This is a genomic window from Massilia forsythiae, from assembly GCF_012849555.1.
In the GTDB taxonomy this organism is placed as follows: domain Bacteria; phylum Pseudomonadota; class Gammaproteobacteria; order Burkholderiales; family Burkholderiaceae_D; genus Telluria; species Telluria forsythiae.
In genome coordinates this window covers 3,468,935-3,493,236 of record NZ_CP051685.1, presented here as the reverse complement: position 1 = coordinate 3,493,236, position 24,302 = coordinate 3,468,935, and the positions used below count along the sequence as shown (strand labels likewise).

Here is a 24,302-nt window from a genome sequence, read left to right as displayed (position 1 = left end):
GGGACCCAAGCCGACTTTACTGAAACCATATTGGCTGCGTCATCCGAGGCATTACGGAAAACACCTTAAGCGCTTACCGCACCACGCAATCCGCGCCCGCACCCTGCTGCGGCGCTGCACCCTGGCCCTGTGCACCCATCGGCTGGTTGGCGCCGAACGACGCCGGCGGCACGAACGCCGGCGCGGCTGCCGGCGGCGCCGGCACCGGCGCGACGGTGGCGCTCGGCACATAGCCGGCCTGCCCGGCCAGGAAGCCGAGCGCACCGGCGCCGTTGCTCACCATGATGGCGCCGTCGCTGACCGACACGTGCAGCCCCGGTGCCGATTCGGCCGGCAGCGCCGCGCCCGCCGGCACGGCGGACGGCGTCCCTGCGGGCGCCTCGATCCACTGCGCGATGAAGGTGGTGCCGCGGATGCCGATGGTCGCGCCCGGCGTCTTGAGCATGAACTTTTCCTTGTTGCGCTTGCCAAGCAGGCCGGTAATCGAGCGCAGGCCGCCCTTGACCAGGCCGAAGGCCGCGCTGTCGCCTTCCGGCTTGGCGGCATCGTAGGAAAAATGTTCGATGCGGAAGGTGGTGCCGGGACGCAGCGTGATCTCGCTGTTGTCCACGAAACGGATCTGGGCGTAAGTGTTCTTTTCCGAGACCAGCGTGTCGCCGCTCTCGACCTCGGACTTCGGACCCAGCACCTTGACGCTGCCGTCGGGCTTGCGGTCCAGCAGCGGGCCGCTCAGGTGCGCGACCACGCCCACCGGCGCGGCCCAGGCTGCGCTTCCCGCCAGCAGCGCGCCGGCGCACAGCAGCGCCCTGGCGAACCGCGCCGCGCGGGCGGGCGCCGCCGCATCAATTGCAATAGTTCTTGGGCGCTGCTTTGTCATTTCCTGCTCCATTCTGTTGCGCCGGCGCCGATGCGGCGCGCTTGTCCGCTCCGCCCTGGCGGCTGTCGTCTTCCGATCCTGCCGCACGCCCCGGCGCGCCGGGGGCGACGGCGGCGGCGCCCACGTTGAGCAGGTGGACCGAGCCCTGCACTGCCTGCGCCAGCGGCACGCCTTGCGCGTTCTGGCCGCCGCCGTTGCCGCTGAAGATGGCGCAGGTCGCATCGCCCGGATTGGTGCTGCAGAACGCAGCGCTCGGGAGGGTCGACACGGGCGTCGTCGGCGTCGTCGGCGTCGTCGGTTCCGGCGTCGTCGGCGTCGTCGGTTCCGGCGTCGTCGGCGCCGGTGTCGGGGTCGGCACCGGCGTCGGCGTGGGTGTTGGTGTCGGCTCTGGGGTTGGCGTCGGCACCGGGTCCGGCGTGGGTGTCGGTGTCGGTGTCGGCACCGGATCAGGCGTCGGTGTCGGTGTCGGTGTCGGCGTCGGCACCGGTACCGGGTCCGGTGTCGGTGTCGGCACCGGCGGCGCGGCCTCGACGATGGTGCCGGGTGCGATGTCGGTGGCGCCGGCGCTCACGGTCACCTTGCCGCCCGGGGCGGACACGCCGGCCCCGGCCGCCACCGTCAGCAGGCCGCCGTTGTCGGCCAGCAGGCGCACGTTGCCGCTGGCGCTGCTCACCCGGCCGCGGATGGTCAGCGGGCCGTGCGCGGCCAGGCCGATGTCGCCGCCGCCGCTGCGCACGTCGCCGACGGCCTGGGCGCCGCCGCTGCCGGCCGCGTACGCCGGCACCGTGATGCCGCCGGCGCTGTCGATGGCGATGGCGCCGCCGTTGACGCCGGCGGCGGGCTGGTCCTGCACCGCGCCGCGCAGCACCAGCGCGCCCTGGTTGGCGATGGCGATCGGCGCCGTCCCGACGGCCTGGTTGTAGGCGGACAGCGTGGCGGTGGCGGTGCGCAGCGGTGCGGCGGCGCTGCCGATGCCGGCGCTGGAACGCAGCGTCAGGCTCGGCGCCCGCAGCATGCCGTTGCCGGCAATGCCGGCGGCGGCCAGCGTCGCCTCGGTGCCGGCGCTGACGCCTGCATCGAGCGTGATGGCGCCGCGGTTATCGGTCAGCAGCACGCCCTTCGACGCGTTGACGCCGGCCAGGCCGTCGACGCTGCCGATGCGCATGGCGCTGTCGTTCACCAGCTGCAGCGTGCCGGCGCTGCCGGCGAAGACGGCGATCGCGTTCAGCCCGCCCAGCACCACGTCGCCGGCGCCGGCGCGCACGGCGACGGCGCCGGCATTGATCAAGCCGGTGTCGCGCTCGACGATGGAGCGGGTCGAGTTCAGGACCAGCGTCCCTTGGGTAGCGCCGCCGCCGGCGCTGGTGTTGGCGCCGTTGACGACCAGCGGCGAGCGGATCGCCAGTTCGCCGGCGCCGGCATCGAGCGTCAGCCTGGCGGGCGCGGTGGCGCCGCTCAGCGCTAGCCCGCCGGCCACTTCCAGCCCACCACTGGCGCCTTCCAGGCCGCCGATGGTCAGTTCGCCGGCGCGGATGTTGTTCAGCGCCGCCTGGCCGAGCGCGAAGCCGGCGGCGTTGCCGTTGCCGCCCACCGTGATGTGGGTGCCGGCATTGAACGGCTGCAGGGTCACGCTGCCCTTGCTCACGCTGACCGCGTCCTCGATCGCCAGGCGGTCGGCCTGCAGCTGCACCGACGTTGCCGCCTTGACCGGCGCACCGATGCGGATCGGGTCGGCGCCGTAGGCCACGGCCAGCAGCCGGCTGTCCGCGCCGGCGCCCAGGTCGACCGGCGCCAGTACCGAGATCGCGCCACGATTGTTCAGGAACAGGCTGGTCGAGGCCGTCAGAGCAGCGTCGATCGTCAGCGCGCCGCCGTGCGCGTCGTCGCCCAGTGCGATGCCGTACAGGCCGCCGCTCAGCGCGCCCAGGCGGGCCGCGTCCAGCCACAGCGCGCCGGCGTCCGCCGCGCTGCCGACGCGGATCGCCCGGCTGGTATCGGTCGAGGTGAGCGACAGCAGCGGCAGCTGGGCATTGCCGCTCGCCGCGCCGATGCTGCCGCCCAGGCTGACCTGGTTGGCGCGGATGTCGATATTGTTGGACGACTTGAGCGCGCCCGTAGCGCCCAGCACGAAGGCGTTGCCGGCGCGGAAATCGAGGTCGCCGCCGCTGCTGCTCACCTGTGCGTTGACGCGGATGTCGTTGCCGGCCTGGGCGTGCACGCTGCCGGCCGCATCCAGCGCATCGCTGACGGTGAGGTCGTGGCGCGCCTGCAGCACGACGTCGGTGCCGGCGGCGCCGGCCGCCGCCAGCGTGGCCGGCGCGATGCGCGTGATGCCGGTACCAAGGCCGGCGGCGGCGCTGCGCACGTCGCCGGTGCCGGCGCTGCCGCCGGCCACCACTTCGATGTCGTAGGGATCGAGCAGCCAGCTGCCGTTCCTGCCGCCGGCGGCGCCGGCGTCGACCCGCAGTCCGCTCACGTCGAGCGCATCGCCCGAGGTCTCGACCAGGCCGCCGGCGCCGGCTTGTGCGCCGGCGCCGCCCGCGCGCGCCGAGATGGCGCCGTGGGCCGCGGTGGAGCCGTCCGACCACAGCACCACGGTGCCGCCGTTGCCGCTGTCGAGGGCGTCGGCGCGGATGCTGGCGCCGGCGTCCATCGTGGTGCGGCTGGCGCGCTGCACCGCATTGCCGGCGGCGTCGCTGCCGCCCTGGTAGGCGCCGCCGACCAGCACCGTGCCGCCGCCCTGGCGGCCGCTGGCGTCCACGCGCGCGTCGCCGGCCAGCGCGACCGCGTCGCCGAGGATCCGCACGTCGCCCCCCTGCCCGGCGCCGACCGCGCTGGTGACGCTGCCGGCATCCAGGGTGGCGGCGCGGCTGGCCTTCAGTACGACCTTGCCGTTTTCCCCGACCACGGCGCTGTCGGCATTCACCACGCCGCGCTGGTTGACCAGCGCGCCGTAGATGCCGATGCGTCCGCCCGCGGCCACGATGCGGCCCAGGTTGAGCGCCTGGTCGGCCGGGGCCGACACCACCACCTGCAGGTTGGTGTCGCTGGAATCGACCAGCTGCACGCTGTGGCCGGCGGCCAGCACGACTTCACCGCCGGGAGCGCTGACGATGCCGTTGTTGGTCACGTCGGGGGCGACCAGGAACACCTTGCCGCCATTGGGCGTGACGATGGCGCCGTCGTTGCGCACGCTGCCTGCCGCGGCGCCGGCCTGGAAGTTCTTCCTGCCGGCCAGGAAATCGGCGTCGCTGAGGTTCAGCGTCGAGGCCACCAGGCCGTTCACGTCGACGCGCGCGCCCTGGCCGAACAGGATGCCGTTCGGGTTGATCAGGAAAACCTTGCCGTTCGATTGCAGCGCGCCCAGGATCTTGCTCGGGTCCTGGCCCAGCACGCGGTTCAGCACCGCGCTGTCGCCGTTTTGCTGGATGAAGCGCGTGATCTCGCCGGCGCCGATGTCGAAGCTCTGCCAGTTGATGATGGCGCCCGGCGTGTTCGTGATCGAGAACACGTTGCCCTCGCGCGAAAAGGTGGCCTTGCCGGCCGCCACCTGGGGCAGCGTGGGCGCCCCCTGGGCGCCATGCTGGACGGCGCCCAGGCCCAGGGCCAGCAGCAGCGCGCCGCGGCGCAGGCGCGGCGCCGCACGCGCCGATGCAGGCCCGGGCTTGCCCGGCTTGGAATTCGTGGTCGTCATTCGATCCTCCTAGTAGGCCAGGCCCACGCGGACATGGAGCTTGTTCTTGCTGGTCGGCGTCACCTGGCCGACGTGGATGGCGTGCCCGTAGTCGAGCTGCACGCTCGCATTGCTGCCGGCGGCGAAGCGCAGGCCGAGGCCGACGCTGGAGATGGCGCTGCGGCGCAATTCTCCCGGCAACGCGTGGTGGCGCTCGCCGTAGGCGCTGTCGTAGAAACCCAGCAGGCGGCATTGCCACAGCGCGCGCGTGCACAGGTTGGGCGTGTACAGCTCGACGTTGGCGACGGCGCCGGAATCGGTCGCCAGGTCGCGCTCGCCGAAGCCGCGCACCGAGGTGGCGCCGCCGGCGCCGAACTGCTCGCCCGGCACCAGCGCGTCGCCGGTGAGCTGCGCGTTGAGCAGCGTGCGTGCCTGCCAGTCGCCGGCCAGCACGCCGATCACCGAGGCCGACAGGCGCAGCATGGTGTAGGCCGGCTTGGCGTTTGTACGCACCGCGGCAATGTCGGCCGCGCCGCCGCGGCTGCCGCCGGCGAGGTTCTGCAGCGCCGCCGCGGAAAAATCGAACTGGCCGCCGGGCAGCGCCATGCTGCCGACGTAGCCGATGCTGAGCGGGCGCACGGTAACGTCGTTGCCGAAGTTCTCGCCGCCGAACACGACATTGTTTTTGAAAGCCTTGACGTCGATGCCGACCACCAGGCGCCCTTCCAGGCTGCCGCGCTTGGCCAGCACGTGGTTGTAGCGCGCGCCATAGACCGCGCCCTTGCCGCTCACCGCCAGGTTGTACAGGCCGGCGCTGACGGTGCCCGAATCCACGTTCGAATAGCTGGCGTACAGGTCGAGCGCATCGCCGGATGCATACAGCGGCACGTGGTAGCCGGCGGCCCACACCGCCACGCGGTCCGGGTGTTCGGCGGTGGTGACGTACTGCAGCGAGCCGACATGGTCGCGCCCCCACAGGTTGGCGTGCTGCAGCAGCACGCCGGCGTGGGTCTTGCCGGTGGCTTCGGTGCCGGTGTTGTCGACGTTGAGCATCACCTTCCACGGGCGCTCGTCGGCGACCTCGACCCTGGCGTCGACCTCGTCGCCGTTCTCCGTGTTCGCATCGGCCAGTTTCAGCGTCACCTTCCTGGCCGGGTTCTCGTTCGCCAGGCGCAGGTTGGCCGACACCTCGCGCAGGTTGGGGGTCTGCCCCGGGCGCAGCGCCGGCAGGGCGGCGCGGATGTTCGATTCGGAAAAATGGCGGTTGCCGCTGACTTCGACCTGGCGGATGCGGGTCTGGACCACGTTCAGCCGCACCACGCCGCCGCCCAGTTCCTGTTCCGGCAGCTGCACGGTGACGACGTTGTAGCCGTGCGCGTGGTATTGCGCCTCCAGCGCTTCCAGCGCGCGCTGGACGTCGCCGAAGTCGCGCCCGCGGCCGGCGAACGGCGCTACCGCGGCCTGCGCCTCGGCTGCCGGCAGCAGCGTGTTGCCCTGGATGTCGAAACGCCTGATGTCGAAGCGGAGCGTGTCGCCGGCCTGGGCGGCAGCGCCACCGGCGGCGCCGGCCAGCAGCGCGGCGGCGATCAGGCGGACGAGGCGTCGTTTGATGTATGGGCTGTGCATTGGTCTCGTGTTCTGGCCCGGCGGGCAGGTGCATGCCGCGCTGCCGGCGGCGCGCTGGCGCGGCTTTCACGGCAGTCTAATCAGGTTGGAAGTTTCCTGAGGGAAAATTTGCAATAAAACGCTCATTTTCCCCTGCCGGCCGCGGATGGGATAGAGGATGCGTTGCGCATCCGATACAAACGTCGTGGCAAACGAAAAAGCGGCGCGTGATACGACCACGCGCCGCCGCTCCTTCGTTACGCCTGCAATCAGAACTTGTAGCGCGCTCCCAGCATGTAGCGCGGTCCGCCGGTCGTCACCGTCAGCACCTGCTCCTTGGTGCGCCCATGCGTGCGCTGGGTGGCGTCGGTGAGGTTGATGGCTTCGAACGACAGGCTCAGGTTCTTGTTGACGTTGAAACCCACGCTCAGGTCGACCTGGCCGTAGGGTTCGACATACACCGGGTTCGGCAAGCCATTGTTGGTCGGCGACAGCAGGAACTCGTCGCGCCAGTTGTAGGCCGCGCGCACCGACCACTTGCTGTCTTCGTAGATGCCGACCAGGTTGGCCGAATCGGACAGGCCGACCAGCGCGAACTGGTTGCCGGTGCCCATGTTGTCGAACGCCAGGTCCGATTTCACCCAGGTGTAGTTGGCCTGCACGCCGAAGCCGCTGTTGCCGAACATGTGCTGGACGTTGAGCTCGGCGCCCTTGAGCATCGCCTTTTTCTCGTTGACGTAGGTGGTCAGGAGGTAGGGCAGCGCCGGGTCGCCGGCCACGCCGCTGATGGTGCCGGTGGCGTTGCCGGCCGAATTGGTCCCGGTCAGGGTCACGCCCGGCTGGCCGTTGAAGGTGCGCAGGATGTAGTTGCGCATGCAGTTGGTGTCGGTGGCCACGCAGCCGGCCGCGATCGCCGCGTTCCAGTACTTGCCGCCGACCGGCGTGGTGGCGGTGCTCGACGGTTCGTTGACTACCTGCTGGCCAGCGTAGTTTTCCAGGTCCTTGTGGAACAGGCCGAGCGAGACCATGCTCTGCTTGCTGTAGTACCACTCGGCCGAGAGATCCAGGTTCTTCGACTTGACCGGTTCCAGCGCCGGGTTGCCGCGGTTGCCCGTCACGCCGCGCACCGAGGCCGTGGTGCCGATGCTGGTGCCGCCCTCGATCTGGTCGAAGCGCGGACGGCCGATCGACACGCCGTAGCTGGCGCGCAGCTTCAGGTCCGGGCGCACGTCCATGTCCCAGTCCAGCGTCGGCAGGAAGTTGCTGTACTTGCCGCGCAGGGTCTGGTAGGTGGTCGAGCCGAATACCAGCGGGTATTCGTTCTGCGAGATCCAGTTCAGCTGGGTCGGCGCCTTGGCCAGGCCGGTCGAGGTGACGTCGGTCTTTTCGTAGCGGAAGCCGACGCCGGTGTGCATCGGCATCGCGGTATCCCAGTCGGTGTTGAACTGCAGGTACAGCGACTTGGTCTTTTCGACCGTGGTGCGGTCGAAGCTCGGATCGTTCAGGCTCGGGGTGTAGCCGGCGCGGTCGCCGGTGACGGCGATGGCGGCGTCGCGCACCTTGGAAAAGTCGAACAGGTGGAGTTGGTTGAACAGGCGCGGGTCGCCCGAGCCATCCAGCTTGCTGAAGTACTGGCTCAGGGTGTCAAGGCGCCACAGGCTCTGGTCGTAGCTGGTCGGACTGGTGGCGGTGCCGGACCAGGAATCGCGCTGCACCTGCTGGAATTTCGAGTGGTTGTCGACCTTGGTATGCGCCAGGCCGAAGTTCAGGTTCGAGGATTCCATCAGCTTCAGGCTGCCGCTGGCCTGGGCCTGGTCGATGACCATCTTGTTGAGGCCGTCCTGGAACCAGGAACCGCTGACCTGGTTGGGCGCGCGCACGTAGTCGGCGCCCTGGATCGACAGCACCGGCATCTCGTGCGAGAAATCGATGCCGGTGGTGCCGCGGCTGAAGCTGACCGTGGCCAGGTCGTTGTTCGAACCGAACGGGCTGTCGGCCTTGGCTTCCGCGGTCGAGTGGTGCGCGTCGAAGGTCAGGCGCAGGTCGGGGGTGGCCTTCCACTGCGTGTTGAAGCCGATGGAGCCGTTGGTCGACTTGGTGGCGAAGTCGCCGCCGTTCATGGCGATGTCCTGGTTGACCACGCGCTCCTCGTAGTACAGCGGCGTGGCCACCGGGCCCTTGCCGAAGGTGCTCGACTGGATCGTGGTGTCGTGGTTGAACCAGACCGACAGTTCGTGGTACTTGGTCTGGATCTTGTTCTGCGAATAGGTGTAGTCGAGGGTGCTGGTCCAGTCCTTGTTGGGCCGGAACTGCAGCGTCAATTGGCCGTTGGTCCGCTGGCGCTGCGAGCCGCGCATGAAGTAGGAGGCATTCTGCGGCGTCAGGTAGATGTCGCTGCCCGAGGGCGGATTGGTGACGGTACGGTAGCCCGGCGTGCCCGGCTGCGGAATGGCGCCGCTGCCGGTATCGCCGATGCGGAACGGTCCCAGCCAGCCGTTGGTGATGGCGGCCTGGTTCACGCCCAGGTTGCGTTCCTGGTAGCTGCCGCTGGCGGCGATGCCGAACATGCCGTTGCCGAACACGTTGCTGTAGATGCCCGAGATTTCCGGCGTATAGGAACGCTTGGCCTTGTCTTCGCTCGGCAGGTTGTTGTTCGACCTGTCGTACACCGCCTTGGCGCCGATGCTGGCCTGGTTGCCCAGGTCGAGCGGACGCGCGGTCATGATGTTGATGGTGGCGCCGATGCCGCCCGGCGGGGTGTCGGCGCGTGCGCTCTTGTACACCTGGATCTGCGACACCGACTCGGAGGCCAGGTTGCTGAAGTCGAAGGCGCGGCCGGCCTGGTCGCCCAGGTTGGCGGTCGGCATCTGGCGGCCGTTGAGCAGCACCATGTTGAGGTCGGGACCGACACCGCGCACGGTGACGTTGGCGCCCTCGCCGCGGTTGCGGTCGATCGACACGCCGGAAATGCGCTGCAGCGACTCGGCCAGGTTGGTATCCGGGAACTTGCCGATGTCGTCGGCCACGATGCCGTCGACGATGCCGTCGGCGTTGCGCTTGAGGTTCAGCGTCGACTGCATGCTGGCGCGGATGCCGGTCACCAGGACGGTCGCCGGCGCGTTCGGGTTGGCGGCGCCGGCGTTGTCCGGCGTGGTGGCGGCCGGCGCGCCGATGGCGGTGTCGGACGGCGCGGCGCCGGCTTCCTGGGCGTGGCCGGGCATCGCCAGCGCCGCGCAGGCGCCGGCCACGGCCAGGCTGATCAGGCGATGGCGCGTGGATAGGGAATGGGTAGGTCGGGTCCGGTTGTTGTACGACATGGTGTCTCCTCTCTCGTCTCTGAAATGGCGCCGCGCTCGATTGAAGGTGCGGCGTCCGCGGTGGTTACTGCAACTCACCTGTCCCGTGCCAGGCTACGCCATGGCGCGCCGTGTTCTTGTCGTCTTGCGGGACTGTCCGCCCTGCACCGGCTTCTCACGACAGGGCTGTCGCGGGCCGGCTCGCTGCAGGGCGGCATAACTTTTCGTTATCCATTGCTCAAAGAAATTTATGAAAGATTAAGAACAAATGACCTGATTGGTCAATCGATCGAACCAACTATTTTTCGCCGCCATACCCGGCGCGAACGCGGCCGCCTGGTGTTTTCGGACCCGGTTTTTCCGGTCCGGATCGCGCTGCGCTGCAACGAACCAAGGCTATCCTGAAATCGATTTCACAAATAAATCAATGACTTCGTGTTAACGCTAACGGTACGCATGAGCAGCAGCCGGGGTTTATACTGGCCTTGATAAAGCGACAAAACAGCCACGATGACGCCGATGACGCCGATGGTTTCTTGTTGCGGAAAAATCACATGAGTGGACCCAGACATGCCCGTAACCGGTGACCAGCAATTACTGAAGCAACTCAACCGCATGGCGCTGGTGCGCCAGGTCGGCGCCCGACCCGGCCTGTCGCGCGCCGCGCTGGCCGAGCAGCTGCACCTGACCAAGTCGACGGTCAGCGCGCTGGTGCGCGAACTGGTGGACGAAGGCTGGCTCGCCGAGCGCGACCTGCTGGTCACCGGCGAAGTCGGCCGGCGCGCCACCCCTCTGCACCTGGATCCGTCGCGCCTGGCGCTGCTGGGCGCCGAACTGGGCGTGGACGAGGCGCGCGTGGTCGCCGTCGACCTGCTGGGCGGGGTGCTGGAAACGCGCGTGGTGAGCTACGACGACGCGCACGATGCGGCATCCTGCATCCGCCTGGCTGCGCGCGCGCTGGTGGCGCTGGCGCAGCGCCTGGAGCGCCCTGCCCGCGCCGCTGGAGGAGACACGGCGCGCAGCGCAAGGCGCATGCTCGGCGTCGGCATCGGCCTGCACGGCGCGGTGGACGAAGCACTCGGCCTGCTGCGCCACGCCCCCCACCTCGGCTGGCGCAACGTCGACGTCGCCGGCCAGGTGCGCGCCTGCTTCGCCGGCACGCCGCTGGCGGCGCTGCCGCTGGCGATCCAGAACGAAGCCAACGCCGCCGCATTGGCGGAGTTCGAATTCACCGCCCAGTCCAGCACCGATCCGCTGATCTACCTGTCGATCGGCTACGGCGTGGGCGCCGGCGTGATCGTCGGCGACCGCCTGCTGACCGGCCTGCACGGCTTTGCCGGCGAGGTCGGCCACGCCATCCTGCAGAGCGACGGTCCGCCCTGCTCGTGCGGCCGGCGCGGCTGCGCGGACGCGCTGATCGGGCTGGGATCGCTGCTGCATACGGACCCGGCGGCGACCGGTCCCGACCGGCATTACAGCCATGGCGCGCTGGAGCGCCTGTTCCGGCGCGCCGCCGCCGGCGAAGCGGCCACGCGCGCGGCGGTCGAGGCGGCCGGCCGCCAGCTCGGCGTGTTGCTGAACAATTTGTGGGCCGGCTTCGACCCGATGGCGATCGTCATCGGCGGCCCGGCGCTGCGCCTGGGCGACGCCTTCGTCAAGCAGGCGCGGGGCGTGCTGGCCGGGTATGCCGACGCGGCGCAGCTGGCGGCGCCGGCGATCCGCACTTCGCAGTTCGGCGAGCAGGCGGTGGCGGTCGGCGCCGCGGCGCTGGTGCGTTATCGCGTGACGCGGCCGCTGGACCTGCAAAGCATGGCGCGGCGGGAGCAGCGCTCGGGTACGGCCAGGGACAGTGGCCTGGAACGCGTGGCAACGGCGCCAGGCCGGTAATGGTGACAAACCGCGCATTTCAACGAGCACCTTTTGCGGTAGATTACCGGGAAACGAAGAGGAGCCCCATGCGCTTGCCGAAAATCACCGCGTCACTCGCTGCACTGCTGCTGAGCAGCCCATTCGCCGCCCTGCCCGTGCAGGCCGCCCCGGCCGACACGCCGGCGAAGCAGCGCTTGTGCAAACCGTGCAGGATGCCAAGCCTGCCCATCGCCCTGCCGCGTCATGGCATGGTGCTGGCCGCCGGATCGTTCCTGAGTACCGGTTCGTTGTGGTACATGGTCGATCTGGAACGCGGCGAAGCGAGCCGTATCCTGGCGCGCGACGACCGCACCGCGCACAAGACCGACATCGTGGAACACACGACGCGCCCCATCCCGCCCGACGACCTCGCCACGCTGAGACGGATCGCCGACGGCATCTGGGCCAGCACCGGCCCGCTGCCGACGGTGATGGCGACCGACGCGGCCTGGGACCTGTGGCAGCTCGACGGCGACGATGTGCGCCGCGACTTCGGTCCCGGCGACCCGGACGGGTTGGGGAAGGAAGCCAAACAAATCATGCAGCGCCTGGTCGGCGTAGCGGCGCCCGCCTAGGCGGTGCGAGCGTTAAGCGATCCACCCCCATGGGCCGATCTACTTGGTCTCGAACGTGGTCACCCCATCCCAGTCCACCCCCGGCGGCTCGGCGCGCCAGCGGGCGATGCGCTGCAGGTACAGCGCATACAGCCCGCGCCGCGGGTGATCGTCCGCCAGTGCGTCGTGCAGCGCCGCGATGCGCCGCTGCGCCCCGTCCCAGTCGCGCGCCCGCACCAGCGCCAGCGCCGCATCCCAAGTACGCAATTCGTCCAGCAGGCCCGCATCGAGTTCCGCCGGCCGGCCCAGCGGCTCGAAAATGGCCACCGGTTCGTTCTTGCCCTTCACCCGCACCCGGTCCAGCTCGCGGTAGGCGAATTCCGGGGCCGCCAGGCGTGTCGCCTCGCCCACCGCGATGCCGACGCCGTACACTTTGGTGATGCCTTCCAGGCGCGCGCCCAGGTTCACGGCGTCGCCCATCACGGTATAGGCGCGGCGGATGGCCGAGCCCATGTCGCCCACGTGCATCAGGCCGGAATTCACGCCGATGCCGATCTTCAGGGGCGGCCAGCCGCGCGCGCGGAAGGCCTCGTCCAGGCGCGCCGCGCTGGCCTGCATCAAGAGCGCCGTGGCCACCGCGCGGCTGGCGTGGTCGGCAAAGGCCACCGGCGCGCCCCAGAACGCCATCACGGCGTCGCCGATGTATTTGTCGAGCGTGCCCTGGTGGCTGGAACGGATGTCTTCCGACATCGCGGTCAGGTACAAATTGATGTACTCGCGCAGTTCTTTGGGCGGCAAGCCTTCGGAGATGGTGGTGAAGCCGCGCACGTCGACGAACATGACCGATAAATCCCGGCTCTCGCCTTCCATGTCGTAGGCGTGCGGGTTCTCGGCCATCTGCGCCACCAGTTCCGGCGCCACGTACTCGCCGAAGCGAGACACCAGCGCCCTGCCCTTGCGGAATTCGAAAAAGTAGCCCCAGCCCAGGTTCAGCACGAACAGCAGCGCCACCAGCAGCAGGCAGATCACCATGTCGAGCACGGTGTCCTCGACGAAGTACATGGCCATGTTGATGCCCGCCACCAGCGCGAAGGCGGCGCCGGCCGCCAGCACCGCCGCCAGCGGCGACAGCGCCGGCAGCAGCAGCGCCAGCAGCGTGCCCACCGCCAGCACCTGCAGCACTTCGATCGGGAACGCGTACTGGGAGCGCGTCTTGAAGCGCCCGTCGAGGATCGACTTGATGACGTTGGCGTGCACCTCGACGCCGGGATAGGCGGACGACACCGGCGTGGCGCGCAGGTCGACCAGGCCGGGCGCGGTGGTGCCGACCAGGACGATCGCGCCGCGCAGCACCTGCGGCGCCACGCGTCCGGCCAGCACGTCGCTGGCGGACACGTAGCGGAAAGAGCCGCCCTGCGGGCCGCCGCTGCCGTGGTACTGCACCACGGTCAGCAGGCCGTAGCCGGCCGGGATGCTGCGCTCGACACCGGGGCCGGCGATGCGGATCGCCTTGGCGCCGCCGGATTCCAGTTGTGCCTCCGACTGCATCATGGCATCGTCTTCGAACACCGGCGCGATCGACGTCGCCTTCAGGTAGACCGCGGCGGTGGCCAGCGCCAGCGACGGGTAATAGCCGTCGCCGATGCGCTGCAGCAGGGAGCTGGAGCGCACCACGCCGTCGGCGTCCTGTACCACCGTGAAGCTGCCGGCGCCGCGCGCGGCCTGCTGCAGCGGCGCGATGTTGGCTTCGTAGCCGTCGGCCTCGTAGGCGAGCAGTTCGCGCCCGCCCAGGCTGGCCGCGGTGAACGGCGGCGGCGGCAGCACGCCACGGGTCAGGCCCGGCGACAGGTTATAGCCCAGCACCACCGGCCGTCCGGCCAGCGCGCGCGCGAACTGGCCGTCGTAGTCGAGCGCCGGCCGCAGCGCGTCCAGGCGGCGCCGCATGCCGGGCACGTCGCGCAGCTCGGCGCCGGCCAGGCGTTCCAGCACCGCGTAGCCGGAACTGGTGTCGGGTTCCGGGAAGGCGATGTCGAAGCCGACGGTCGCCGCCCCATAATGTCCGACCAGTTGGTCCACCAGGCGCGCCATCGTGTTGCGGCTCCAGGGAAAGCGCCCCACTTCGCCCAGGCTCTTGGCGTCGATGTCGACGATGACGATGCGCGGGTCCGGCACCGGCCGTTCCAGGCGCATGCGCAGGTCGGCCACGATGGTGTCCTGGCGCGCGATGGCGTGGCTGCTCCACACGCCCATCAGGTACAGCAGCGCCGCCAGCGTCAGCGCCAGTCCCAGGGCCCAGCGCAGTCCGTATTTGCGCGCCAGGCCGCGCATGCGCCCGCGCGCCGGCGCGCGCGCTGCCTTCCTTGCGAATCGCGGCATCGTCCGTGCTCCCGCTTACGGCCGGTAGCCGGGAATGGCGGCCTCGTCGACCTCGTCCACCTGCGCCGGGTCCAGGAACTTGCTCGAGAACTGCGCATAGACCTTCTGGCGCACGAAAATGTCGAACAGGTCCGGATCGATGTGGCCGTTGAGGGCGAACTTGCCGAGGATATGCAGTGATTCCGACAGCGTCTTGCCCTTCTTGTAGGGGCGGTCGGGCGCGGTCAGCGCCTCGAAGATGTCGGCGATCGCCATCACCCGCGCCTGCACCGACATCTGGTCGCGCCTCAAGCCGCGCGGGTAGCCCTTGCCGTCCACCCGCTCGTGGTGGCCGCCGGCGTACTCCGGCACGTTGCGCAGGTGCTTCGGCCAGGGCAGCGATTCCAGCATGCGGATGGTCACCACGATGTGGTTGTTGATGATCTTGCGTTCTTCCCCGGTCAGGGTGCCGAACGGGATGTTCAGGTTGTAGATCTCGTCCTCGTCCAGCAGGTCGCGCTCGACGCCGTCCGGGCCGGTCCAGCGGTAGCGCGCGATGCGGCGCACGCGCTGCTGGTCGGTGACGCTCATGCCTTCGCTGCCGACGTTGGCGTGGCGCAGGAAGTCGCGGTCGGCGCGCAGCTTGGCCTGTTCCGCGGCCAGGCCGGCGTCGAGTCCGGCCAGCTCGTCGGCGCCGAGGCCCGGCTGGCAGCGCGCGCGCAGCATGCGGATCTCGGCATCGCGCAGCAAGACCTCGAAGCGCGCATCGACCAGGTGGATGCGGTCGAAGATGGTTTCCAGCTTGGTGGCCTTGTCGACCACGTGCACCGGGGTGGTGATCTTGCCGCAATCGTGCAGCAGGCCGGCCAGCCACAACTCCTTGCGGTCGCCCTCGCTCATGCGGAAGCCGGCCATCGGCCCCTCGGCGGTGGCGTGCACGGCGTCGGCCAGCATCATCGTCAGTTCCGGCACGAACTGGCAATGGCGGCCGGTGTGCGGCGACTTTTCGTCGATGCCGATGTTGATCAGGTTGACCAGCGATTCCAGCAGGTGTTCCAGCTGGCGGATCAGCTGGCGGTTGGTCAGCGCCACCGCGGCCTGCCCCGCCAGCGCCTCGATGAAGCGCTGGTCGGTGGGCGAGAACGGGCGCACCGCACCGGTGGCCGGATCGCGCGCGTTGATCAGCTGCAGCACGCCGGTGAGTTCCTTCTCGTGGTCGCGCATCGGCACGGTCAGGAACGATTGCGAGTGGTAGCCGAAGGCGTCGTCGAAGCGGCGCATGCCGGAAAAATTGAAGTCCTCGGCCTGGTACACGTCCTCGATGTTGACCGAGCGGTCCAGGTTGGCCGCGTAGGCCGCGACCGAGGACAGGTTCTTGCCGCCGTCGGCATCGTACAGCGGTACCGGCGACAGGCCGACCGGATCGCCGCCGGCCCCGCCCTGGCGCAGCCCGAGCGTGTCGTTCAGCGAGAACTGGAAGCACAGGCTGCGCCCGTCCGCACTGGGCCGGTACAGGGTGCCGCCGTCGGCGTTGGTCAGGTTTTTCGCGGCCTGCAGGATGCGCTCGAGGAAGGCGTCGATGTCGTGGTCGCCGGCGAGGGCGAGGCTGACTTCGGTGAGGAGGTCGAGCCGCTCGGCGATAGGGGACTGGGTTGGCTCTTGCATGGCGGTAGGGGGCTGGAACGGCTGCTGATGCGGCGGCCGGGGCGGCAGACGGCGGCGTAAAGACGATCCGTGTATTGCCGAGCTGAAATTTTTTAACAGTGTAGCCGCCTTCCTGCGCCCTGTATACCGTGCCTGCCCAAACGGCTATCATCCCGTTAATATCAAGCAGCAAGGAACAACATGAAATTCCGATTCTGGGGCGTGCGGGGGTCGATCCCGTCCCCCGGGCCGCGCACCGTGCGCCACGGCGGCAACACCACCTGCATCGAAGTACGCACCGGCGGCGGCACCCTGATCGTGCTGGACGCGGGCACCGGCCTGTACCCGCTGGCGCAGGACCTGATGGCGCGCCGCACCGCAGGCACCGGCATCGATGCCGACATCTTCATCTCGCACAGCCACTGGGACCACATCCACGGCCTGCCCTTCTTCATCCCGTTGTTCGTCAAGGGCAGCCGGGTGTGCCTGCACGGGCCGCGCGACGCGGCCAGCGGCAGCGGCATCGAGCGGGTGATGGCGGTGCAGCTGCAGAACAGCTATTTTCCGGTCAGCGAAGAGCGCATGGCCGCCAGCATTTCCTACCGCACGCTGGAAGCCGGCGAGCAGCATACCGTCGGCGATGCCGTGGTCGACAGCGTGGTGATGAACCACCCGGTCGCCAACCTCGGCTACCGCATCGCCTGCGGCGGCAAGTCGCTGTTCTTCACCGGCGACCACGAACCGTTCAGCAACCCGCACGCGCCGGGCGCGCCCGGCCACGCCGCCGCCCAGCAAGAGATCGCGCGCCGTCAGGCCGAGATCGACCGCGCCATGCAGGGCGTGGATGCCTTGATCGTCGATTGCTCGTACACGCTCGAGGAATACCCGGCCAAGCAGGGCTGGGGCCACGGTACCTTCGATGCCGCGCTGGAGATGGCGCTGCGGGTCGGCGCGCGCACGCTGTACTGCACCCACCACGAGCCGACCCGTGCCGACGACGAACTGGAAGCCGTGTTCGCGCAGGCGCTGGCGCGCTTCGCCGGCCGCCTGGAACACCTGGCGGTGGTGCTGGCCTACGAGGGACTGGAAGTCGAGCTCTCCTGACCGGCCACCGCCATCCGCTCCAGCCGCGCGTACGCCGCATCGGGCAATACCAGGTCGGCCGCCGCCAGGTTTTCGCGCAGGTGCGCGAGCGACGCCGTGCCCGGTATCACCAGGATGTTGGGCGAACGCCGCAACAGCCAGGCGATCGCCACCTGCATCGGCGTCGCTTCCAGCTGCGCCGCCACGGCCGACAGCGTCTCCGATTGCAGCGGCGAAAAGCCGCCGAGCGGGAAGAACGGCACGTAGGCGATGCCCTCCCCGGCCAGTTCGTCGATCAGCGCGTCGTCGCTGCGGTGCGCCAGGTTGTACTGGTTCTGCACGCAGACGATCGGCACCATGCGCCGCGCCTGCCGCACCTGCGCCGGCGTCACGTTGCTCAAGCCGATATGGCGCACCAGCCCCTGGCGGCGCAGTTCGGCCAGCGCCGCCAGCGGTTCTTCCAATGAGCCTTCCACCGGACCGTGCACGCTCAGCATGCTGCGCAGGTTGACCACGTCCAGCGCGTCCAGGCCGAGGTGGCGCAGGTTGTCGTGCACCGCCGCGGTCAATGCCTGCGCCGAGCAGGCCGGCAGCCAGGCGCCCTGGGCGTCGCGGCGCGCGCCGATCTTGGTGACCAGCGTCAGCCCGGCCGGATACGGCTGCAGCGCTTCCCGGATCAAGCGGTTGGTGACGTGCGGCCCGTAGAAGTCCGACGTGTCGATGTGGTCGACGCCGCCCTCCAGCGCCGCGCGCAGCACGGCGCGCGCCTGTTCCGGGTCGCGCGGCGGGCCGAAGACGCCCGGGCCGGCCAGTTGCATGGCGCCGTAGCCGAGGCGCTTGACGCGGCGCTCGCCGAGCATCCAGGTGCCGGCGCGTTCGAGTCGGGTCATGGTGTTCTCCTTGTTGGGTGAGTGTAAGGACAAGATAACGCCGGCCCCGCCGGCGGACAATCCACTACAATCCGCACGGGCTGTACGGAAAAACGGACAATGGACATCGACCTGGACGACTTGCAGATTTTTGTGGCGGTGGCGCGCGCCGGCGGCTTCCGCGAGGCGGCGCGCGCACGCGGCGCCAGCCCCTCGGGCCTGAGCGACGCGGTGCGCCGGCTGGAGCAGCGGCTCGGCGCGCGACTGCTGAACCGCACCACGCGCAGCGTGACGCCGACCGAGGCTGGACGCACGCTGCTGGAACGCCTGGGGCCGGCCCTGGGCGAAGTCGAGGCGGCGCTGGGCGCGGTGGCCGACGCCGGCGGCCAGCCCGCCGGCATCCTGCGCCTGAACGTGCCGCTGGCGGCGTCGCGCCTGGTGCTGCCGGACATCGTGCCGCGCTTCCTGACGGCCTACCCCGACATCACGCTGGAAGTGACGGCGGAAGACCGCTTCGTCGACGTGCTGGCGTCCGGCTGCGACGCCGGCATCCGCTACGAGGAAGCGCTGGAGCAGGACATGATCGCGCTGCCGATTGGCCCGCGCGTGCAGCGCCTGGCGGCGGCCGCGGCGCCGGCCTACCTGGCCCGGCATGGCCGCCCCACCCATCCGGACCAGTTGCCGGCGCACGCCTGCCTGGCCGGGCGCTTCGCCGGCGGCCCGGTGGTGCAGTGGCAGTTCGAGCGCGCCGGCGAGGTGGTGCACGTCAACCCGCGCGGCCCGCTGATCGTGCGCCTGGGCATCACGGCCGACCTGGCGGTGCAGGCCGCGGTGGCCGGCAGCGGTATCGTCTACCTGTTCGAGGACTGGCTGCGCCCGTACTTCGAAAGCGGCGCCCTGGCGCCGGTGCTGGAAGACTGGTGGCCCAGTATTTCCGGCCCCTGGCTGTACTATTCCGGGCGGCGCCTGGTGCCGGCGCCACTGCGCGCCTTCGTCGATTTCATCAAGGGCGACGCTGGCTAGGCGCCCGCCGCGGCATGCACCGGCCGCTCAACCGACGACTTCGAACCTTTCGATCGGCTCGAACACGGTGATCGTCACCTGCACGTGCAGCGGACTGTCCCAGTCGACGTGGAGGTGGAATTCGACGCCGCCGGGGCCGCCCTCCGGATCGTGCGGCCCGATGTTGGTCACGTAGACATTGGCCTCGCCCAAGTTCGGACGGCCGGTATCGTCGTAGGGATCGTTGCCCGCCCGCCATTCGGCCGCAGTGATCAATACTGCGGCACTTTTGGTGATCGCTTCCCAGTTATGGTTGATCCGGACGCGGCCCTGGATATTGCGATAGATGAGCCTGATCGAGCGTGCCATGTGTGCTCCTTCACGGTTGTCAACCGATTCTGGAAGACCGAGCGCATGGTGTGTCTGTGCCCGATCAAAATAATCACGCATGCACGCGCGATACGTGATTATTCGTGAGATTCATGCCGGCGCTGCTCGTCTATGATCGAGGATGGCAATTTCCAACCGTAGTCATCACCGAGGAGGCATTCAATGAAATCGATCACCCTGGCCGCGCTGGCGGGTGCAACCCTGCTGTGCGGCTGTGCAGCCAACAATCCGGCCCAGGATGGCCAGCAGGCCATGGCGGACCGCGGCACCACTTCGGTCGCCAGCTATATCCCGCGCAAGGGCGGCCGTCCGGACAACGTGACCGTGGCCGACAAGCAGCAGCTCGAGAACCAGCGGGTGATGGAAAACGGCGTCAACAACTCCGGCAAGGATTGGTGATCCGCCGCGCCCGGCCGACGCCCCGCATGCATGAAAAAAGGGCCGCAAGCGCAAGCTTGCGGCCCTTCGCGTCGGCGCGCCGGCGGCGCGCCTCCCCTTCAGGCGCCGCGCATCAATCGTTCTGCACGAACACCGCCGCGGTACGCGCCGGCACGCTGAAGCTGCCGCTGGTGCGGTCGTAGCTGGACGATTTCACCACATCGTCGCTGCCGCGGCGCTGGATGCTGTGCAGCGCCAGCTTCTTGCCCTTCAGCTCGGGGATGGCGAAGGTCTTGGCGGTCTTGTCGACGTTGAACAGCACCACCACGCGGGCGAACTCGTTGCCGGCGTAGCTGCGCGGCTGGCTGCCGTCGATACCCATCACCACCAGGCCCGGCACCTGATTCGGTCCGACGTTGTAGAACTTCAGGCGCTCGTTGACGTCCTGCGCGGTGCGCAGGCGGAACAGCGTGGTGTCCTTGCGGATCGCCAGGAAGTCCTCGAACACGTCGCGCGCCTGGACGATGGCGCGGCTGTCCGGCTTGATCAGCGGATTGGCCAGCAGCGGCGCCATGATCGGCCAGTTGTCGCCGTTGGTGTTCTGCAGCGGCAGGCCGACGCCGAAGTTGTTCGACGCGTAGCTGTAGTCCAGGCGGTTGAACCAGTCGCCGGCGTTGTAGCTGTCGCGGTCGAGCGACTTGGAACGCAGGATTTCCTGGCCGGCATGGGTGAACGGAATGCCCTGCGCCAGCAGGTTAATGGCCGTGCCCAGGTTCTGCACGCGCACCCGGTCGGCCAGCGAGGTCGTCTGCGGCAGGCGGAAGGCGTCGATGTCGAACAGGGTCTGGTTGTCGTGCGCCTCGATGTAGTTGATGGTCTCGGCCGGGTTGGCGGCGAAGCCGGCCTTCTGGCCGAAGTAGTCGATCTCGGCGTTGCTTTTCACGGCGCCGGTGCGATCTAGGAAACGGTAGTCGCGCAGCGTGCCGGACAGGGCCACGCGCACCATGTCCGCCAGGCGCAGCGCGTCGTCGCGGGTCTGGCTGGCCTTGCCGTTCGGGTCGTACCACACGCCGTTGATGAAGCCCTGCTGGGTGAACAGCGCGTCGCCGTTGTCGCAGCAGCCGCCGCCGCGGACCGAGTCGCGCATGCGGTCGTTGAACGAACCGATGCCGGTGCCGTACATGTTGGCCTGGCGCGCCTGCACGAAGCGGGCGTCGTTGGCAACGGCGCCGAAGTTCCAGGCTTCGCCGTACAGGTAGATGTCGCGGCCGGCCGCCTTGTTGACGTCCGCCTGCAGGCGCTTGATCAGGTCCAGCGGACTCAAGCCCATGATGTCGAAGCGGAAGCTGTCGACCTTGTACTGCTTGGCCCACATCGACACCGAATCGATCATCAGCTTGCCCATCATCGTGGTTTCCTGCGCGGTGTCGGCGCAGCAGCTGTCGTTCAGGATGCCGCCGTTCGGATTCAGGCGGTAGTAATACGTCGGGACGATGCGGTCCAGCACCGACAGCGGGCCCTGCTGCGACTGGCTGGTGTGGTTGTACACCACGTCCATGGTCACGCGCAGGTCGGCGTCGTGCAGGCCCTGCACCATTTCGCGGAACTCGCGCACCCGCACGGCGCCGTCGCCGGCATCGGTGGCGTAGCTGCCTTCCGGCGTGTTGTAGTGCACCGGGTCGTAGCCCCAGTTGAAGCAATCGCTGTCCTGCACCGCCGCCACCGCCGCCTGCTGGGCGCTCGAATCCGGCCCCGCGTTCGGGATGCTCGGCACGCTGCACTTGGCTTCGTCGACGCTGGCGAAGTCGAAGCTCGGCAGCAGGTGCACGTGGGTCATGCCGGCCTTGGCCAGCGATTTCAGATGGCGCATGCCGTCCGAGCGGGTGTCGGTAAAGGCCAGGTACTTGCCGCGGTGCGCCGCCGGCACCGTGCTGTCGGAGGCCGAGAAGTCGCGGATGTGCAGCTCGTACAGGGCGATGTCGGTCGGATGCGCCAGCGCGGGAATGGTCTGCACGTCCCAGCCGAACGGCTTCAATGCGGCGCTGTCCAGGTTGGCGACGAAGCTGCGCGTGCTGTTGGCGCTCACGCTCAGCGAATACGGATCGGTGACGGTGTTGGCGACGACCTTGTTGTCGGCCCAGCGCGACAGCACGTTCACCGTGTAGGTGTAGTAGGCCTTGTTGGTCCAGGCATTGTTGGGCGCGGTGTAGCTCCACACGCCGCTGGCGGCGTCGCGCGTCATCGGCACCGTGGCGGTGGCGCCCGCGGTGGCGTTGGCGTACACGTTCAGCGCCACCGACTTGGCGGTCGGCGCCCAGACGCGGAAGGTCGGCACGCCGGCGGCATTGAAGGTCACGCCGAGCTGGGCGTTCACCGCCCTGGCGGCGAACACGTCGTCCAGCATGCCGGCGCTCTGCAGCGAGGTGATCTTCATCAGGTTACCGGCGCTGTCGTACTGGGCGATCGCGAACTGGCTGCTCGCCAGCTGCGCCACGGCGGCGGCGTCCTTGGCCGACAGGCTCAGGCCGGTGGCGCCGGTCAGGTGCGGGAACTTCTGGCGGATCGCTTCCGGCAGCGTCCCGATGCGCAAATCGACGCTGCCGTCCGCGCCGGTGACGCCGCCGGCATTCGCGTTCAGGCCGCCGTTGGAGGCGTAGAACAGCTTGTAGCTGCCGCTGGTGGCGGCGCCCGGCCAGGCCAGCGTGGCGGCCGACAGCCAGTAGGCGCTGGCGTTGCCCAGGTTGCCGTAGGTGAGCGCCGGCGCCGCATCGTAGGTGGCGCAATCGCCTTCCAGCATCCAGATTTCCTGGCCGCGGGTGGCGATGTCGCCGTTCAGGCGCACGTTCTGGTCGGCCGCGCAGTTCTTGGTGCCGTAGCCATCCGTGACCAGGAACGAAATGGACGTCTTGCCGGCCGCCAGCGGGATGTCGACGTAGCCGCCGAAGGCGTCGGTGCCGCTGAACAGGAAGCGGTCGGTGATCCAGGCCGAACTCGGCGTTTGCGGGCCGTCCCAGGAATACACGCCCCACTGGGCGGCATCGTTCTCGACACGGTGGAAGTGCATGCGGATGGTGCCGGGCGCCACCGCTGCCGCGGCCGCGGCCACGCTCGTGCTGACGGCCAGCTGGCGCGATCCGGACTGGGCGCCCTGCTGGGTGGCATCGCCGGCCCCGCAGCCGGCGAGCAGCATGGCCAGCAGCGGCATGCTGCACAGGGTCGCGGCCAGGCGTGGCCGTGAAGTCAAACTACGTCGAATCATTGTGTTGTCCCCTCTTCATTCTTGTTTGGACCGGCGGGCACTGCCCGGGCGGCAACGCTGGCCGGCGGTCGTGTGTAATATTACTACTACACCTTGCAAAAATTTTAAAAGGAGACAGGAGTGCGCAGGCAATGTTCACGAAATGTTGCGTGCTTGCCGCATACGGAGGGTTCGATGCGATACGTTCGCGTTCTGGCAGTACAAGCGGAAATCGCCGGCCCAAATACGTCGTCCCCGCGCAGGCGGGGACCCATGCCGAGTTTCAGAAATCGTCAGCCCAGAAGCATCGAGGTGTTTCCGAAGCCGCCGTATCTTGAAGTTCGCTATGGGTCCCCGCCTGCGCGGGGAGTCGTTTCAGGCAGTGCCTGGAACGACGGTGATGGTGCTGTTTACAGGATGTGCGTACCCACCCACCACGCGATCGCCGACATGAACGCCGACGCCGGGATCGTGAAGACCCACGCCCACACGATGTTGCCGGCCACGCCCCAGCGCACCGCCGAGGCCTTTTGCGCCGAGCCCACGCCGACGATGGCGCCGGTGATGGTGTGGGTGGTGGACACCGGCACGCCGATCATCGAGGCGATGAACAGGGTGATGGCGCCGCCCGATTCTGCGCAGAAGCCGCCGACGGGCTTGAGCTTGGTGATCTTCTGGCCCATGGTGCGCACGATGCGCCAGCCGCCGAACAGGGTGCCCATGCTGATCGCCGTGTAGCAGGAAATGATCACCCACATCGGCGGCGCGGCGTCGCCGGCGCTGGAGGCGCCGGCGACGATCAGCAGCATCCAGATGATGCCGATGGTCTTCTGGGCATCGTTGCCGCCGTGGCCGAGCGAATAGGCCGCGGCCGAGACCAGCTGCAGGCGGCGGAACCAGGTGTCGACCTTGCGCGGCGGGGTGCGCACGAAGATCCACGACACCGCCAGCATCACCAGCGAACCGAGCACGAAGCCCAGCAGCGGCGACAGGATGATCCACTGCACGGTCTTGAGCAGGCCGCCGCCGACCAGTGCGCCGGTGCCGCCCTTGGCCACCGCGGCGCCGACCAGGCCGCCGATCAGCGCATGCGAGGACGACGACGGGATGCCGTAGTACCAGGTGATGACGTTCCAGACGATGGCGCCGACCAGCGCGCCGAACACCACGTAGTGGTCGACGATGTGCGGATCGACGGTGCCCTTGCCCACCGTGGCGGCCACGTGCAGGCCGACCGTGAAGATGGCGACGAAGTTGAACACCGCCGACATGGCCACCGCGGTTTGCGGTTTCAGCACCCCGGTCGACACCACCGTCGCGATCGCGTTGGCGGCATCGTGGAAGCCGTTCATGAAATCGAAGACCAGCGCTAAAAGGACGAGCAGGCCCAGCACGTAGATGCTGATGTGAAGAGAGTTCATCGTTGTTGT

Annotated in this window: 15 protein-coding genes; 5 read left to right on the top strand and 10 right to left on the bottom strand. The window is 68.9% G+C overall.

The features are described 5' to 3' along the window. Positions 1-73 precede the first annotated feature (73 nt). The 4 genes from HH212_RS14925 to HH212_RS14910 all read right to left on the bottom strand — a co-directional run bounded on the left by HH212_RS14925 (position 74) and on the right by HH212_RS14910 (position 9,472). Positions 74-877 carry a FecR family protein gene (locus HH212_RS14925; RefSeq protein ID WP_170203195.1) on the bottom strand — a complete coding sequence of 268 codons (804 nt, stop codon included), beginning with the start codon at positions 875-877 and terminating at the stop codon, positions 74-76. Then, positions 843-4,571: a two-partner secretion domain-containing protein gene (locus tag HH212_RS14920; protein WP_170203194.1), complete on the bottom strand. Its 3,729-nt coding sequence runs from the start codon at positions 4,569-4,571 to the stop codon at positions 843-845. The genes HH212_RS14925 and HH212_RS14920 overlap by 35 nt, the downstream gene beginning before the upstream one ends. 9 nt (positions 4,572-4,580) lie before the next feature. Further along, the gene (locus HH212_RS14915; RefSeq protein WP_170203193.1) at positions 4,581-6,176 is read right to left on the bottom strand and encodes a ShlB/FhaC/HecB family hemolysin secretion/activation protein; all 1,596 of its coding nucleotides are present in this window, start codon (positions 6,174-6,176) and stop codon (positions 4,581-4,583) included. Positions 6,177-6,424: 248 nt separating this feature from the next. Beyond that, positions 6,425-9,472 (bottom strand): TonB-dependent receptor, encoded by a 3,048-nt coding sequence (locus HH212_RS14910; protein ID WP_170203192.1) that lies wholly within the window; start codon positions 9,470-9,472, stop codon positions 6,425-6,427. 549 nt (positions 9,473-10,021) lie between these two features. On the opposite strand from HH212_RS14910, the gene HH212_RS14905 reads away from it, so the two are divergent. Beyond that, the gene (locus HH212_RS14905) at positions 10,022-11,338 is read left to right on the top strand and encodes an ROK family transcriptional regulator (protein ID WP_170203191.1); all 1,317 of its coding nucleotides are present in this window, start codon (positions 10,022-10,024) and stop codon (positions 11,336-11,338) included. 68 nt (positions 11,339-11,406) lie between these two features. Further along, positions 11,407-11,934 (top strand): hypothetical protein, encoded by a 528-nt coding sequence (locus HH212_RS14900; RefSeq protein ID WP_170203190.1) that lies wholly within the window; start codon positions 11,407-11,409, stop codon positions 11,932-11,934. 39 nt (positions 11,935-11,973) lie between these two features. Here the strand turns inward: HH212_RS14900 and HH212_RS14895 are convergent, their stop codons facing one another. Together HH212_RS14895 and HH212_RS14890 are read right to left on the bottom strand one after the other, a co-directional pair. Then, positions 11,974-14,289 carry a CHASE2 domain-containing protein gene (locus HH212_RS14895; RefSeq protein ID WP_229217290.1) on the bottom strand — a complete coding sequence of 772 codons (2,316 nt, stop codon included), beginning with the start codon at positions 14,287-14,289 and terminating at the stop codon, positions 11,974-11,976. A 15-nt stretch (positions 14,290-14,304) separates the two neighbouring features. Next, positions 14,305-15,933: an HD family phosphohydrolase gene (locus HH212_RS14890; RefSeq protein ID WP_170203189.1), complete on the bottom strand. Its 1,629-nt coding sequence runs from the start codon at positions 15,931-15,933 to the stop codon at positions 14,305-14,307. A gap of 180 nt (positions 15,934-16,113) precedes the next feature. Here HH212_RS14890 and HH212_RS14885 point away from each other — a divergent pair, with 180 nt between their 5' ends. Then, a complete protein-coding gene (locus HH212_RS14885) occupies positions 16,114-17,016 on the top strand; it encodes an MBL fold metallo-hydrolase (protein ID WP_170203188.1) in 903 nt (300 codons plus the stop codon). Here the strand turns inward: HH212_RS14885 and HH212_RS14880 are convergent. Next, positions 16,986-17,885, bottom strand: coding sequence for an aldo/keto reductase family oxidoreductase (locus HH212_RS14880; RefSeq protein WP_170203187.1), 900 nt, complete (start codon positions 17,883-17,885; stop codon positions 16,986-16,988). The genes HH212_RS14885 and HH212_RS14880 overlap by 31 nt on opposite strands. Positions 17,886-17,984: 99 nt before the next feature. On the opposite strand from HH212_RS14880, the gene HH212_RS14875 reads away from it, so the two are divergent. Next, positions 17,985-18,887: a LysR family transcriptional regulator gene (locus tag HH212_RS14875; protein ID WP_170203186.1), complete on the top strand. Its 903-nt coding sequence runs from the start codon at positions 17,985-17,987 to the stop codon at positions 18,885-18,887. Between the two features lie 27 nt (positions 18,888-18,914). Here HH212_RS14875 and HH212_RS14870 read toward each other — a convergent pair whose 3' ends face one another. Continuing rightward, positions 18,915-19,235: a hypothetical protein gene (locus HH212_RS14870; RefSeq protein WP_170203185.1), complete on the bottom strand. Its 321-nt coding sequence runs from the start codon at positions 19,233-19,235 to the stop codon at positions 18,915-18,917. Positions 19,236-19,418: 183 nt separating this feature from the next. Here HH212_RS14870 and HH212_RS14865 point away from each other — a divergent pair, with 183 nt between their 5' ends. Beyond that, a complete protein-coding gene (locus HH212_RS14865) occupies positions 19,419-19,655 on the top strand; it encodes a hypothetical protein (protein ID WP_170203184.1) in 237 nt (78 codons plus the stop codon). Between the two features lie 112 nt (positions 19,656-19,767). Here the strand turns inward: HH212_RS14865 and pulA are convergent, their stop codons facing one another. After that, positions 19,768-22,878, bottom strand: a complete 3,111-nt coding sequence (pulA, locus tag HH212_RS14860; RefSeq protein WP_229217289.1) for a pullulanase-type alpha-1,6-glucosidase — start codon at positions 22,876-22,878, stop codon at positions 19,768-19,770. A gap of 404 nt (positions 22,879-23,282) precedes the next feature. Further along, complete coding sequence (locus HH212_RS14855; RefSeq protein WP_170203183.1) at positions 23,283-24,293, bottom strand: inorganic phosphate transporter; 1,011 nt, start codon at positions 24,291-24,293, stop codon at positions 23,283-23,285. Between the last annotated feature and the right edge of the window lie 9 nt (positions 24,294-24,302).